Raw genomic sequence first — 13,015 nt, 5'->3', positions numbered from 1 at the left:
CGCCTGCTCAGAGGGCGCGGCCATGGCTGTCGCAGAGCTCAGGCGGGTCGATCCCTGCAACCTCGACGGCGGCGGCGATCAGCCGCAGGGACCGCTCCATCGCGACCGGCTCGAGCCTGCCGACGCCGTCCCCGTGAGGGTTGTCGAAGAACACCAGCAGGAGCAGGAGCAGGGTGATGACGACGGTGACGCTGCCCATCAGCATCGCCTGGGTCCTTGCACGCTCGGCCCGGTCGGCGAAGAACAGCATGTAGCCGAAGATCACGGCAGCGATGACGAACAGCCCGATCCAGATCGGGAGCGGCACGACACCTTCGACGCCGTGCACCCGGTCGATCCGCGCCTGCTCCCGCGCATCGGTCTGATCCATCCACCGGTCGTAGGCCGACCCCTCGGCCGCGGTGGCCGGCTCGTAGGCGCGCATCGTCCGGAACATCTCGGCGCCCCAGGGGTTGAACGCGTCCCCGAGAGTGCCCTTATCCATCGCCGGCCACTCCGAGTCGATGACCGACCGGGCGTAGCAGATCAGCATCGCGGTGAGCTCCTCACCGCGCTCGGAGGGCAAAAACTGGGCGGTCTCGACCTGTTGCACGACCGACAGCGCCTCAGTCTCGGCACCGGTCCGAGAGGCGTCGTACGACTCAAACGCGAGGAAGATGATGAACCCGAGGATCACCGCGAACCCGGTCGCGAGCACACCGAACACGCCCGACGCACGGTCGCCGTCGGCGAAGTAGCTGCCCTCGGGAGCGTGGCGCCGGACCAGCAGCATTGCGGTCACGGTGCATGCCGTCACGAGCACGACGACGAGCGCCCCGATGAACAGGTTCACGCCGCCCCCTTCCCCGCTGCCCCCCACATCGTCCGTCGACCGTGGGTGGTCGACATCACCCGTGCGGGATGAGCTATGCCCCGCAACCGCCCCCTCCCTTCGGTGCAAAACCCACCGACTTCCCTACCGGCGGCGTGTTCTTGCGGCATCGGGCCTGTTATTTGGTAGTATCCGAGTTGTGCTTCCACAGAACTGGGACTCCGCCCTCGGGTCCGTTCACGCTGCTGTCGAGAGCCTCATCCGCTCGGTGAGCCCCTCGCGTCTACGGCAGCTGCGTTGGGTCGAACGCGAGCTCGCTCTCGCCACGGCAACCGGCGAACTCCCCTCCCCTGCTCGTGGCGACATCGCGGAGCTCTTGAGCTCCACCGTCGTCGGCGCCTACCTCGACCTCGCCGAGGCCGGCGCGCTTCGCTCCCGTGAACGACGCGACGGTTCGCGCTCGAGCGCGTCCAGCAGCCAGATCCGGCTGCGGTGCCTGCTGATGATCGCCGAAGCCGCCGCTGTCGACCCCTCGCACCTGCGGACCTCCGCCGAGTTCGCGCGTCGGCCGGTCGTCCCGCAGCGCACGGTCGCACAGCTTCAGGAGCAGCTTGCCGGGCTTGCCGAGGCGGCAGCAGGATCGCGCCCGGGCGCGCTGGCGATTCACCGCTTGAGGGCGGTGATCGGCGTCGTCGTGGACACCGGCACCCGCGCGGGTGAGCTGTGCCAGATGACGACCGAGGACGTCGACCTGGGCGAGAGCACCCTGCGTGTGCGGCGCCGGCCCCAACGGTCGACGACGCAGCGTCCCGAGTCACTGCACCCGCTGAGCGGGCCGACGGTGGCGTCGCTGACGTCGTGGCTGCAGGTCCGCGCCTCGCTCGTCGGCGCGCTCCAGGGCGGTGCCGTGAACGCGCTGTGGGTCTCGGTACGCGCCAACCACGTCCCGCCCGGGCGTCCCGTTCCCGCAGGGATGCCCCTGCAGCCACGGGGTCTTGCTCGCAGCTACCGGCGCGAGGTCGAACGGCTCAACGACGAGCACGCCGGGGCACCCGGCTGGCAACCTCTCCCCCTCCGCATGGAGCTGCTGAGGCGAAGCGTCACTCCGGAGCCGGAGATTGCGCCAGCCTCCGCGCTCCACGAGTCCGTGAACGTATCCACCGGAGGTCCTGAGGGAACGCACAGGCACGCTCGCTAGGCTTCACGCGTGAGTGACATCGGAGGAATCGCAGGCTTCGCGGCCGACCTGATGGAGTGGCTCGGTGCCCCCGGAGCAGGCCTGGCGGTGGCGTTGGAGAACCTGTTTCCGCCGATCCCGAGCGAGGTGATCCTCCCGCTTGCCGGATTCACCGCCAGCGTCGGCGACATGAACCTCGTCGCCGCGATCGTCTGCACCACCATCGGGTCGATCGTCGGCGCACTCGCGCTCTACTGGATCGGCCGATGGTTCGGCCGTGACCGCCTGTACGCAGTGGTGGCCCGCATGCCGCTGGTCAAGGTCACCGACGTCGAGAAGACCGAGGCGTGGTTCGCCAAGCACGGGACGAAGGCGGTGTTCTTCGGCCGGTTCGTGCCGATCTTCCGCAGCCTCATCTCGATCCCCGCCGGTCTCGAACGCATGCCGCTGCGCGTGTTCCTCACGCTCACCGCCGTCGGCAGCCTGATCTGGAACACGCTCTTCATCATGCTCGGGTACGCCCTGGGGTCACGCTGGGAGACCGTCAGCGACGTCGTCGGCACGTACTCCAAGGGCGTGCTCGTGCTCGTCCTGGTCGGCGTGGTCGCGTTCCTCGTGGTCCGGCTCGTGCAACTGCGCAAGCGCCGCCAGGCAGGGCTCCCGGAGGAGCCGTGACCGGCAGGTCTCAGGAGTTGGAGGAGATGTGCTCGATGAGCGCCGTCGTCGACACCGACGGCGTGCGCGGGAAGTAGACGACCTCGCAGAGCTCGGCGAACTCGTCGAACCGGCCCTTCCAGTCATCACCCATCGCGAGCACGTCCGCGCCGAACTTGCGGATGTAGTCACCCTTGAGCTCGAGGCTCTCTTCGAGGAACACCTCGTCGACGACCCCCAGGGCCGACACGATCTCAAGTCGCTCGTCCTGGGTGAAGACGGGCGCGCGCCCCTTCTTGCGGATGTTGAGCGCGTCGGCGGACACCCCCACCACGAGTCGGTCACCCAGCTCAGCGGCGCGCTGGAGGATGCGGACGTGGCCGACGTGGAAGACGTCGAACGTGCCAAAGGTGATCACCGTGCGTTCGCTCACGGCGTCGAGGTTACCGCCCAGTCACGAGGCGCCCTCGCGGGGGGCGCCCCGCGGACACCGCGTCAGCGCGTACGACGGTTGAGGCGGCGCGTCCGGACGACCCACCACATGCCGACGATCGGCAAGATGAGCGGGATGTAGCCGTAGCCTTCGCCGAAACCGCTCCAGACCGTCGCGTCCGGGAAGAGCTCGGGATCGATGACGGTCAGCGTCCCGACGACCAGCACACCGACGAGCTCGACGCCGATGGCGACTGCGGCTACCGTCTCCGAAGTGCTCCCTCGGCGTGCGAGGGCGACGGTCGCGACGATGTAGACGACAGCCGCGAAGGCCGAGAGCAGGTAGGCGACCGGAGCGTCGTCGAAGTGCAGCACGAGCTGGACTCCGCTGCGCGCGGTCGCCGAGATCGCGAACACGGCATAGACAGCGACGAGCATCCGCCCGAAGCCGGACCCGGTGTGAGCGCGCTCGGTATCAGGCATGACCGCTCCAGAGCTGGACGAGACGAGCGACGAGGACCGCGACCGTGAGCATGCCCACGACCACGACGCCGGTCCCCCACCGGCTCTTCTCCGAGACCCCCCAGATCACCGCGGCCGGCGGGATGAGCACGCACGTGATCAGGTAGCCGACGAACGTCACGCCCTCGACGTCGCGTGAGGTGCTGGCCAGGGCGACGCATCCCGCGACGGTCTGCACGATCAGCAGGAGCTCGAGCGCGGCGGCAGCATAGAACAACGGATTGTCCACTGGCCGGTTGCGGACGAGCAGGTACGCCGCGTAGCCGGCGACGGCGATCGAGGCGAGCGCGACGAGCCAGGCGAACCAGAGAGCCACGGGCAGGTCAGCCCTGCGACGGGCGGAACGCGGCCTGCCCGGTGAGGGCCTGCCCGACGATCAGCGTGTGCATCTCGGACGTGCCCTCGTACGTGAGCACGGACTCGAGGTTGTTCATGTGACGGATCACCGGATACTCCAGCGAGATGCCGTTGGCGCCGAGGATCGTGCGCGACGTGCGGCAGATCTCGAGCGCCTCACGGACGTTGTTGAGCTTGCCGTAGCTGACCTGCTCCGGGCGCAGACCGACCGCGTCCTTACGGCGCCCGAGGTGCAGCGCGAGCAGGATGCCCTTGTTGAGCTCGAGCGACATGTCGGCGAGCTTGGCCTGCGTGAGCTGGAAGCCCGAGATCGGCGCACCGAACTGGGTCCGCGTGCCGGCGTACGCCCGCGCCGCCTCGAAGGAGGAGCGCGCGGCGCCCATCGCGCCCCACACGATCCCGTAGCGCGCCTCGCTCAGGCACGACAGCGGGCCACGCATGCCGGTGACCTCGGGAAGGACGGCGTCGGCGGGGAGCCGGACGCCGTCGAGGACGAGCTCGGCCGTGACGGACGCCCGTAGCGACATCTTGTGCTTGATGGTCGTGCCGGTGAACCCCGGTGTGTCCGTCGGGACGACGAAGCCACGGACGGTGCCGCCGTTGCCCGCCTCACCGGTCTGCGCCCAGACGACCGCGACGTCGGCGATCGAGCCGTTGGTGATCCACATCTTGGCGCCATTCAGGATCCAGTCACCCCCGGCGTCCTGCCGCGCGACCGTCCGCATGCTCGCGGGGTCCGAACCGGAGTCGGGCTCGGTCAGGCCGAAGCAGCCGATCGCTTCGCCGGTCGCCATCCGCGGGAGCCAGGTCTGCTTCTGGTCCTCGCTGCCGAAGGCCCAGATCGCGTACATCGCGAGCGAGCCCTGCACGGACACCATCGAGCGGATGCCCGAGTCGGTCGCCTCGAGCTCCAGGCAGGCGATCCCATACGCGGTGGCGCTCGTGCCCGCGCAGCCGTAGCCCTCGAGGTGCATCCCCAGCAGCCCGACCTTGCCGAACGACCGCATCAGGCCGCGCGCGGGGAGCTCTCCGCTCTCGAACCACTCCGCGACGTACGGGTCGACCTCGTCGGCCAGCATGCTGCGGACCGTGTCGCGGATCGCGATCTCCTCCGGCTGGAGGAGGTCATCGATCCCCAGCGGGTCGTACGAGTCGAGCGCGGGCGGGCGACGAGTGCTCATGCCCCCGATGCTAGTCCCGGGTTCGTCGTCGCCGGACATAGGCTGTGGTCATGACCGCACCCACCGGCAGGAGGCGTGTCGTCGAATGGGTCGACGGGGTCGCCCGCGCTCACGAGGACCGGCTCATCGCCGAGGAGCCGCTCGAGATCCGGGTCGCTGCGCCGGGCGCGCGGGACCGCCGGCTCGGGGTCACGATGCGCACACCGGGCCACGACTTCGCACTCGCAGCGGGCCTGGTGCTCTCCGAGGGCGTCGTCGCAGGTAGTGACGAGATCGCGGGCATCGCCTACTGCACTGACGCTCGGCTCGCCGAGGAGCAGCGGTTCAACGTGGTGACCGTCGCTCTTGCCGCAGGCCCCGCCCGCGACTGGCAGGAGCGCTCGCTGCGCGCGACGTCGGCCTGCGGGGTGTGCGGCACCGACTCGCTCGACGAGGTCGCGGACCTCGTGGCGCGGCTGCCCGTGCGTCCTGCCTCGCGCTGGGACCCGTCCGCGCTCGCTGTGCTCCCCGACCTGCTGCGCCGCCACCAGCAGCACTTCGACCGTACGGGCGGGGCGCACGCCGCGGGCCTGTTCCGTCCCGACGGCAGCGTGGTCGTGGTCCGGGAGGACGTCGGGCGCCACAACGCCGTCGACAAGGTGGTCGGCCATGCGCTTCTCGAGGGAGGCCTCCTCGGGGGCGACGCGGCACTCAACCTGGCGCTGTGCACCAGCGGGCGGATCGGGTTCGAGGTCGTCCAGAAGGCTGCCGTCGCCGGGTTCACCGCCGTCGTCGGAGTCGGGGCTCCGACGACGCTCGCGGCTCGGCTGTGCGACCAGGCCGGTCTGACGTTGGCCGGCTTCGCGCGCGACGGACGCGTCGTCGTCTATGCGGACGGCGACCCGAGCACGACCTAGGGTGAGCCGCATGGAATCCCGCGACACCTTTCTCCTTGGTGGCGACTTCCCGGTGGCACGGATCGGTTTCGGCGCGATGCAGCTGCCGACCGCCCCGACCGACGCCCGTACGACCTCCGTGGCCGTCCTCCGGCGCGCCGTCGCACTCGGCGTGACGCTGATCGACACGGCGCATCTCTATGGGTGGGGGTCCAACGAAGAGCTCGTGGCCGAGGCACTTCGCCCCTACCCGGAGGACGTCCTCGTCGCGACCAAGGTGGGGGTCGTCAGGGATCCTGTGTCAGGCGACTGGGGATACGACGCACGCCCCGAGTCCCTCAGAAGTCAGGTCGATGAGGCACTGCGTCGCCTCGGCACCGAGCGCCTCGGGCTCCTCCAGCTGCACCGCCTGGACCCGCAGACTCCCCTCGTCGACCAGGTCGGCACGCTCGGCGACCTGCGACGCGAGGGCAAGATCGCGCGGATCGGCCTCTCGGAGGTCACCGCCGACGAGCTCGACGCGGCGCGTCAGGTCGTCGAGATCGCGAGCGTCCAGAACCGCTACAACGTGTTCGACCGCGCGTACGAGCCGGTGCTCGCCGCCTGCGAAGGAGCGGGCATCGCCTTCCTCCCCTGGCGACCGGTCGCCGGGGCGATGGCCGACACCCCTGCGTCCGCGGTCGTGGTCGAGATCGCCACCGAGCTCGGCGCGAGTCCGGCACAGGTCGCGCTCGCCTGGCTCCTCGCACACTCCCCTGTCATCGTCCCGATCCCCGGCACAAAGCAGATCTCCCACCTCGAGGGCAACGTCCGGGCGGGCGATCTCGTCCTGACGAACGCCCACGTCAGCCGCCTGGACGCCCTGAACGACACGCGATCACCAGCACCGTCCTAGACTTCCCCCTCGTGCACCAGGACCCCTCCGCTCCCCACGTCGTGATCGTCCCGGCGATGGGCGTCCCGTCGCCCTACTACCGGACGCTCGCCGCCGCGCTCGACGCGATCGGCTGGACCTCCTGCACGATGGCGGCCCGCGGGATCGACCGTGACACGCAGGCGCCGTCGCGCGGCCACGACTGGGGCTACTCCGAGCTCGTCGAGGCCGTCGCGGACCACGTGTTCAAAGTCCGCACGCAGCATCCGGAGACGCCGATCGTGCTTCTCGGCCACAGCTTGGGCGGCCAGGTGTCGCTCGGCTACCTCCTCGACGGCGGAGCAGCGGACGGGCTGGTCCTGGCGGGAGCGTCGGAGCCGTGGTTCTGGCACTACCGCGCGCGTTCGTGGGGCATCTGGGCGCTCGCCGCGTCGGTGCCGCTGATCAGCGCTCTCTACGGCTACTGGCCACGGTGGGGCTTCGGAGGCCCGCAGCCTCGCACCCTCATGCGCGAGTGGGCGCGGTTCGTGCGGCGTCGCCGCTTCCCGTACCCGAGCGGGCCGTTGCCGGTGGGCAGGCTCCACGTGCCCACGTTCGTGCTGCAGGTCGAGGGCGACATGCTGTCCGTCCCCCGCTCGGCGCGTGCGCTCGCCCGCGTCGTACGGGACGACGACGTGACGTGGTGGGACTATCGGCTCGCCGATGCCCCCGACGATGCACGGATCGACCACCTGGCGTGGGCGAAGGCGCCCGCGCCGGCGGTGGCCGCGCTCCAGGACTGGTGGGCACGGGAGCGCTCCGAAGTCACGGCCGGCTGACGCTCAGAGCGCCCTCGTCCCGAGCGACCGTGCCGTCTCGGCGAACGCCCGCACCTCGGCGGTCTCACGGTCAGCCCTCCAGGTCAGCACCCACTCGGTGTCGGGCACGTCCATGATCGGCACGTACGTCACACCCGGCATCGTGTAGAAGTGGCGCACGTGGGCGTTCAGCGGGGTCACGCCGTCCCCGGCGGCCACGCGGGTCAGGATCTCGTGGAACGTCCGCACGCCGCGCCCACGCCGGATCGGCCGCCCGGCGGGCGTACGGCGTGGCAGCATCGCCTGCTCCCAATAGCTCGGGACGTCGGCGCCCGCGTCGAACGCCGTCTCGTCGCCGAGGACCTCGAGGGAGACCGCCTCCTCTGCCGCGAGCGGGTGGTTGGTCGCGACGGCGAGGACCCGCCCCTCGGTGAGCACCCGTGGGCCGATCCGTACGTCAGGCTCCTCCACCGGCAGCCACGTGACCTGGACGTCCACCTCGCCGCGCCGCAGCCGCCCGAAGGGGTCGCTGAAGTGGAACTCGCGGGGCTCGACCGAGCACCCCGGGTGGCGCGCGACGAACGCGTCGACGACCGGGCGCATCTCGTGGCCGACCGCGCCCATCGTCGCCAGCGTCAGGACGCCCTCCGGGACCTGGCAGGACCGGCTCGCGAGAGCCAGCCCTGACTGGATGAGCTCGTACCCCTGCCGCAGGTCGTCGCGCAACCGCGCCCCGACCGGGGTGAGGCGCACCTGCCGGCTGGTCCGCTCGAACAGCACTGTCCCCATGCGCCGCTCCTGCTTCGCGATCGCCTGGCTGACCCGTGCCTGGGACACGTTCAGGCGGTCGGCCGTACGTCCGAAATGGAGCTCGTCAGCAAGGGTCAGGAAGATCTCGATGTCCCGCAGCTCCACCGCCGTACGCCCTCCGCTCACATCACCTGTGGGTTATCGATCCTCCCAGGACTTGTCGTTGTTCCGCCCACTGCCCCGCAACCAGGCTGGAGCCATGAGACGACTCACCTACTTCATCGCCTTGTCGATCGACGGGATGATCGCCGGGCCGAACGACGAGTTCGACTTCTATCCGTCCTCGGACGCCTACAGCGCGTGGATGCTCGACGAGTACCCCGACGTCCTGCCCGCCGTCGGCCGAGAGCAGCTCGGGCTGACCGAGGCCCCGAACCGCCACTTCGACACCATTGTGATGGGGCGCCGGACGTACGAGCCGGGCCTGGCGCTCGGCATGACGAGCCCCTATCCGCACCTGCGCCAGTACGTGGTCTCGACGCGGCAGGAGGAGCTCGCCGACGACGTGACGTACGTCCGCGAGGACCCGGTGGCGCTCGTCAAGTCACTCAAGGCGGAGGACTCGCCGCTCGACATCTATCTGTGTGGCGGCGGACTGCTCGCGGCGACGCTGCTGCCGGAGATCGACCGGATGGTCGTCAAGCGCTACCCGGTCGTCGCGGGTGCCGGGATCTCGGCGTTCGGCGGGGGCCCCTTCGCGCCGACACCCTTCGACCTCACCGACCTCAAGACGTTCCCCGGCGGCAACGCCGTGCTCACCTATGACCGGACCTGAACCCGGACCACCCGATCGGCGGAGCGAGGTCCAGCCGGTCGGAGGATGTGCCGACGCCTCGCCACACGATGGGATGACAGGTATGACGACGACATCCGCGCCCGCCATCGAGGTCCGTGGCCTGCGCAAGACGTACGGCCCGGTGGTGGCCGTCGACCATGTGGACCTCACCGTGTCCGAGGGCGAGATCTTCGGCGTCCTCGGACCCAACGGCTCGGGCAAGAGCACGACCGTCGAGTGCATCGCGGGTCTGCGACGCCCCGACGCGGGCTCTGTCCGCATCCTCGGGCTCGACCCGGTGACCGACCGCGACGCCGTGAAGCGCACCGTCGGAGTGCAGCTGCAGAGCGCCGGACTCCAGGCCAAGCTGCGGATCCGTGAGGCGCTCGAACTGTTCGCGTCGTTCTACGACGACCCGCGCGACCCTCTCGAGCTGGCGACGCGCCTCGGGCTCGGCGAACGCCTGGACCACCCGTGGCGCAAGCTGTCCGGCGGCCAGCAGCAGCGGCTCGCGATCGCGCTGGCCCTGGTCGGACGCCCGAAGGTGGCGCTGCTCGACGAGCTCAGCACCGGACTCGACCCGCGCTCGCGGCGCGAGGTGTGGGAGCTCGTCGAGGAGATCCGTGCGGAGGGGACGACCATCCTGCTCGTCACGCACCTCATGGAGGAGGCGCAGCACCTGTGCGACCGGATCGCCCTCGTGCAGCGTGGACGGATCCTCGTCACCGACACCCCGGACGGGCTGATCGGTCGTACGGCGGCGCCGTTGATCATGTCGTTCGTGCCTGACCGGACGCTCGACGTCGCGGCGCTCACCGCCCTCGGCGGGGTGTCCGACGTGATGGAGCGCAGCGGGCGCCTGCAGGTCGCGTGCGACGACACGGCGGTTCTCGCCGTGCTCGACCGGCTGCGCGACGAGGGTGTCCGACCGGAGCACCTGCGCATCTCCGAGTCGTCGCTCGACGAGGCCTACCTCGACCTGATCACTGCCGACGCCGATGCCAGCGAGTCGGATGCCACCGCGAAGGAGACCGTCTGATGAGCACCACGACCACTTCCCCCGCCGTCGCGATGCTGCGGACCGAGGGCCGGCTCATGCTCCGCGAGCCGGGCACGATGTTCTGGATCGTGCTCTTCCCGACGATCCTGCTGTCGATCCTCGGCGCGATCCCGTCGTTCCGGGAGCCCGACGAGTCGCTCGGGGGCATCCGGGTCATCGACCTCTACGTGCCGATCGCGATCCTGCTGTCGGCGATCATGGCGTCGCTCATGTCGATGCCGGCGGTCATCTCGACCTACCGCGAGAACCAGGTGCTGAGGCGCTACGCGACCACCCCGGCCAAGCCGACGCACATCCTCATGGCCCAGTGGGCGATCCACGGGGCCGGCATCCTCATCGGATCGCTGCTGGCGGTCGCGGTTGGGCGGATCGTCTTCGACGTCGCCCTTCCGGGAGCCCCGCTGACCTACCTCGGGCTGTTCGTCCTCGCCGTGCTGGTCAACCTGTCGCTGGGCGGCCTCATCTCCGGGCTGGCGCCGACGGCGAAGGCCTCGGCGGCGATCGGCACCGTCATCTTCTTCCCGTCGATGTTCACAGCCGGTGTCTGGGTGCCCGTGACCGTCCTGCCCGGGCTCCTCGGCGACATCGTGGCCCTCACACCGAACGGGGCCGCAGTGCTCGCGCTCGACGAGGCGGCGGCCGGTCGTGTCCCCGACATGCTGCACGTCGTCGTCCTGGTCGCGTGGACTGTCGGGCTCGGCGCGCTGGCTGCGCGATACTTCCGTTGGGAGTGAGCGCGACGAGGCGACGACGTGAGCGGAAGGCTGGGATGAACGATCTCTCGGAACAGATCGAGCGTCGCTGGGCGACGCTCGTCCGTTATGCGCCCTATCCGCTCCTGGCGCTGTCCTTAGCCCTCGCCATCCCGCTCGCTCAGGCGATCGGGACCACGGACCGGCTCCCGCTCCTGGCAGCGCTCGCGGTCGTCGCCGCAGCCGCCCACTGGTGGTGCGTCTCCCGTCGCTGGGGTGCACCGCTCGACGACTGGCTCGGACGGACCTACGTCATCGTCCGCACGGTGTTCGCGTTCGTGCTCTCCTGGTTGAACCCGTTCTTCTGCATCTACGCCTCGATCGGCTACTACGACGCCTCGGTCTATCTGCGGCGACGCGGGACCTGGGCGGTCCTGCTCGTGACGGCGGTGACGATGGCAGGCTCCCAGGCAGGTGGTTGGCCACCCAAGAGCGTCGGCCAGGCCGCCGCCTTCGCCGGCCTGTTCGTCCTCAACGCCGGGCTCGTCTGCCTGTTCACGGTCATGTCGCACAACGAGACCGAGCTCGCCGAGGAGCGCTCGTCGACGATCTCCGAGCTTGAGCGCACCAACGCCCGGCTCGAGCAGGCGATGCGAGAGAACGCCGCTCTGCAGGAGGCCCTCGTGGCACGAGCGCGCGAGGCCGGCAGGCACGAGGAGCGCGAACGGCTGGCCGCGGAGATCCACGACACGATCGCGCAGGGGCTCGCCGGGATCGTGACGCAGCTCCAGGCAGCCGACGACGCGTACGACGATGCCGCCGCCGCCGCCCACCGCAAGCGCGCCGCCGAGCTCGCCCGTGCTTCCCTCGACGAGGCGCGACGCTCGGTGCATGCGCTCGCGCCGGCCGCGCTCGACCATCTCGACGTCCTCGAGGCCGTACGGGCGCGGGCGCACGAGTGGTCGGCGGAGACCGGCGTCCCCGCCGAGCTCGTAGTGACCGGCGAGCCCGAGCCGCTCTCCCCCGACACCGAGGCCGTCGTGCTCCGCGTCGTCCAGGAGTCGCTCACGAACGTCGGGCGCCATGCCCAGGCCTCCCGCGTCGGCGTCACGCTGTCGTACGCAGAGGGCGAGATCGTGCTCGACGTGCGTGACGACGGGCACGGGTTCGACCTCGCGGCGCCACGACAGGGCTCCGACGGCGCTCACGGGTTCGGGATCGACGGGATGCGCCGACGCGCCCTGCGGGCCGGTGGCGCGCTCGTGGTCGAGTCCGAGCCCGGCGGCGGGACGGCGGTCTCGCTCCGCGTACCGTCGGGGGTGCGATGATCGCGCCCGTGCTGCGCCTGCTGCTGGTCGACGACCACCCCGTGGTCCGCGACGGATTGCGCGGCATGCTCGAGGCCTCCCCCGACTTCGAGGTCGTCGCAGAGGCGTCGGACGGCCCGACCGGTGTGCGGCTGGCGGTGTCGCTGCGCCCGGACGTGATCCTCATGGACTTGCGCATGCCCGGCGGTGGCGGTGTCGCCGCGATCGCCGAGCTCGCCGCGCAGCAGATCCCCAGTCGCGTGCTCGTCCTCACGACGTACGACACCGACCGCGACATCATGGCGGCGCTCGACGCCGGGGCCACGGGCTACCTCCTCAAGGACGCACGCCGCGACGACCTCTTCGCCGCGATCCGGTCCGCGGCACGTGGTGAGTCGGTGCTGTCACCTGCCGTCGCGACACGGGTCGTGTCGCGGGTGCGGGCCCGCTCCCAGGACCTGAGCGGACGAGAGACCGAGGTGCTCGCGCTCGTCGCACGCGGCCGCTCCAACCGTGAGATCGCGAAGCTGCTCTTCGTGAGCGAGGCGACCGTCAAGACGCACCTCGGGCACGTCTACGAGAAGCTCGGCGTCAAGGACCGCGCCGCCGCGGTCGCGACCGCGTACGAGCGCGGCCTGCTCGGGGGGCCTTGACGTTCGTCCCGACATCACGACCCGACATTTCACCCCTG

The 13,015-nt window shown here is 70.4% G+C and carries 16 protein-coding genes; 10 read left to right on the top strand and 6 right to left on the bottom strand.

The genetic code is table 11. The features are described 5' to 3' along the window. Nucleotides 1–7: 7 nt before the first annotated feature. Nucleotides 8–832 (bottom strand): hypothetical protein, encoded by an 825-nt coding sequence (locus H4N58_RS09910; RefSeq protein WP_167251007.1) that lies wholly within the window; start codon nt 830–832, stop codon nt 8–10. A gap of 178 nt (nt 833–1,010) precedes the next feature. On the opposite strand from H4N58_RS09910, the gene H4N58_RS09905 reads away from it, so the two are divergent. Together H4N58_RS09905 and H4N58_RS09900 are read left to right on the top strand one after the other, a co-directional pair. Continuing rightward, a complete protein-coding gene (locus tag H4N58_RS09905; RefSeq protein ID WP_167002615.1) occupies nt 1,011–2,009 on the top strand; it encodes a site-specific integrase in 999 nt (332 codons plus the stop codon). Nucleotides 2,010–2,018: 9 nt separating this feature from the next. Then, a complete protein-coding gene (locus H4N58_RS09900; RefSeq protein ID WP_243842931.1) occupies nt 2,019–2,663 on the top strand; it encodes a DedA family protein in 645 nt (214 codons plus the stop codon). A gap of 10 nt (nt 2,664–2,673) precedes the next feature. On the opposite strand, the gene H4N58_RS09895 is transcribed toward H4N58_RS09900, so the two are convergent. From H4N58_RS09895 to H4N58_RS09880, 4 genes are all read right to left on the bottom strand, one after another. Next, nucleotides 2,674–3,075, bottom strand: coding sequence for an adenylyltransferase/cytidyltransferase family protein (locus tag H4N58_RS09895; protein ID WP_167002613.1), 402 nt, complete (start codon nt 3,073–3,075; stop codon nt 2,674–2,676). A 62-nt stretch (nt 3,076–3,137) separates the two neighbouring features. Then, nucleotides 3,138–3,557 carry a hypothetical protein gene (locus H4N58_RS09890; RefSeq protein ID WP_167002611.1) on the bottom strand — a complete coding sequence of 140 codons (420 nt, stop codon included), beginning with the start codon at nt 3,555–3,557 and terminating at the stop codon, nt 3,138–3,140. Then, complete coding sequence (locus tag H4N58_RS09885) at nt 3,550–3,912, bottom strand: hypothetical protein (protein ID WP_167002609.1); 363 nt, start codon at nt 3,910–3,912, stop codon at nt 3,550–3,552. The genes H4N58_RS09890 and H4N58_RS09885 overlap by 8 nt, the downstream gene beginning before the upstream one ends. 7 nt (nt 3,913–3,919) lie before the next feature. Beyond that, a complete protein-coding gene (locus H4N58_RS09880; protein WP_167251009.1) occupies nt 3,920–5,134 on the bottom strand; it encodes an acyl-CoA dehydrogenase family protein in 1,215 nt (404 codons plus the stop codon). A 50-nt stretch (nt 5,135–5,184) separates the two neighbouring features. On the opposite strand from H4N58_RS09880, the gene H4N58_RS09875 reads away from it, so the two are divergent. Genes H4N58_RS09875 through H4N58_RS09865 form a run of 3 tightly spaced genes read left to right on the top strand, consistent with a single transcriptional unit; the run spans nt 5,185 to nt 7,701 of the window. Beyond that, the gene (locus tag H4N58_RS09875; RefSeq protein WP_167251011.1) at nt 5,185–6,030 is read left to right on the top strand and encodes a formate dehydrogenase accessory sulfurtransferase FdhD; all 846 of its coding nucleotides are present in this window, start codon (nt 5,185–5,187) and stop codon (nt 6,028–6,030) included. 10 nt (nt 6,031–6,040) lie between these two features. Beyond that, nucleotides 6,041–6,904: an aldo/keto reductase gene (locus H4N58_RS09870; RefSeq protein ID WP_167251013.1), complete on the top strand. Its 864-nt coding sequence runs from the start codon at nt 6,041–6,043 to the stop codon at nt 6,902–6,904. An 11-nt stretch (nt 6,905–6,915) separates the two neighbouring features. Beyond that, on the top strand, nt 6,916–7,701 hold the full coding sequence (locus H4N58_RS09865) for an alpha/beta fold hydrolase (RefSeq protein WP_167251015.1): 786 nt from the start codon (nt 6,916–6,918) through the stop codon (nt 7,699–7,701). Nucleotides 7,702–7,704: 3 nt separating this feature from the next. Here H4N58_RS09865 and H4N58_RS09860 read toward each other — a convergent pair whose 3' ends face one another. After that, nucleotides 7,705–8,616, bottom strand: a complete 912-nt coding sequence (locus H4N58_RS09860) for a LysR family transcriptional regulator (protein WP_208322322.1) — start codon at nt 8,614–8,616, stop codon at nt 7,705–7,707. Nucleotides 8,617–8,689: 73 nt separating this feature from the next. Between H4N58_RS09860 and H4N58_RS09855 the strand changes: the two genes are divergently transcribed. The 5 genes from H4N58_RS09855 to H4N58_RS09835 all read left to right on the top strand — a co-directional run bounded on the left by H4N58_RS09855 (nt 8,690) and on the right by H4N58_RS09835 (nt 12,977). Continuing rightward, entirely contained in the window at nt 8,690–9,265 is a 576-nt protein-coding gene (locus H4N58_RS09855; protein ID WP_167002599.1) for a dihydrofolate reductase family protein, read from the top strand. Nucleotides 9,266–9,347: 82 nt separating this feature from the next. Continuing rightward, the gene (locus tag H4N58_RS09850) at nt 9,348–10,304 is read left to right on the top strand and encodes an ABC transporter ATP-binding protein (protein WP_167251017.1); all 957 of its coding nucleotides are present in this window, start codon (nt 9,348–9,350) and stop codon (nt 10,302–10,304) included. Beyond that, nucleotides 10,304–11,059 carry an ABC transporter permease gene (locus H4N58_RS09845; protein WP_167002595.1) on the top strand — a complete coding sequence of 252 codons (756 nt, stop codon included), beginning with the start codon at nt 10,304–10,306 and terminating at the stop codon, nt 11,057–11,059. Before H4N58_RS09850 ends, H4N58_RS09845 begins: the two co-directional genes overlap by 1 nt. A 35-nt stretch (nt 11,060–11,094) precedes the next feature. Then, nucleotides 11,095–12,345: a sensor histidine kinase gene (locus H4N58_RS09840; protein WP_167251019.1), complete on the top strand. Its 1,251-nt coding sequence runs from the start codon at nt 11,095–11,097 to the stop codon at nt 12,343–12,345. After that, the gene (locus H4N58_RS09835) at nt 12,342–12,977 is read left to right on the top strand and encodes a response regulator transcription factor (RefSeq protein WP_167251021.1); all 636 of its coding nucleotides are present in this window, start codon (nt 12,342–12,344) and stop codon (nt 12,975–12,977) included. Before H4N58_RS09840 ends, H4N58_RS09835 begins: the two co-directional genes overlap by 4 nt. Nucleotides 12,978–13,015 lie beyond the last annotated feature (38 nt).

The organism is Mumia sp. ZJ1417, from assembly GCF_014127285.1.
Lineage (GTDB): Bacteria > Actinomycetota > Actinomycetes > Propionibacteriales > Nocardioidaceae > Mumia.
The sequence above is the reverse complement of the archived record's forward strand: the minus strand, read 5'-3'. Positions and strand labels throughout refer to the sequence as shown.

Coding starts and splice junctions, on each gene's coding strand:
- H4N58_RS09855 (WP_167002599.1), top strand. CDS start 8,690: ATGAGACGACTCACCTACTTCATCGCCTTGTCGATCGACGGGATGATC.
- H4N58_RS09890 (WP_167002611.1), bottom strand. CDS start 3,557: ATGCCTGATACCGAGCGCGCTCACACCGGGTCCGGCTTCGGGCGGATG.
- H4N58_RS09840 (WP_167251019.1), top strand. CDS start 11,095: ATGAACGATCTCTCGGAACAGATCGAGCGTCGCTGGGCGACGCTCGTC.
- H4N58_RS09835 (WP_167251021.1), top strand. CDS start 12,342: ATGATCGCGCCCGTGCTGCGCCTGCTGCTGGTCGACGACCACCCCGTG.
- H4N58_RS09880 (WP_167251009.1), bottom strand. CDS start 5,134: ATGAGCACTCGTCGCCCGCCCGCGCTCGACTCGTACGACCCGCTGGGG.
- H4N58_RS09850 (WP_167251017.1), top strand. CDS start 9,348: ATGACGACGACATCCGCGCCCGCCATCGAGGTCCGTGGCCTGCGCAAG.
- H4N58_RS09845 (WP_167002595.1), top strand. CDS start 10,304: ATGAGCACCACGACCACTTCCCCCGCCGTCGCGATGCTGCGGACCGAG.
- H4N58_RS09875 (WP_167251011.1), top strand. CDS start 5,185: ATGACCGCACCCACCGGCAGGAGGCGTGTCGTCGAATGGGTCGACGGG.
- H4N58_RS09870 (WP_167251013.1), top strand. CDS start 6,041: ATGGAATCCCGCGACACCTTTCTCCTTGGTGGCGACTTCCCGGTGGCA.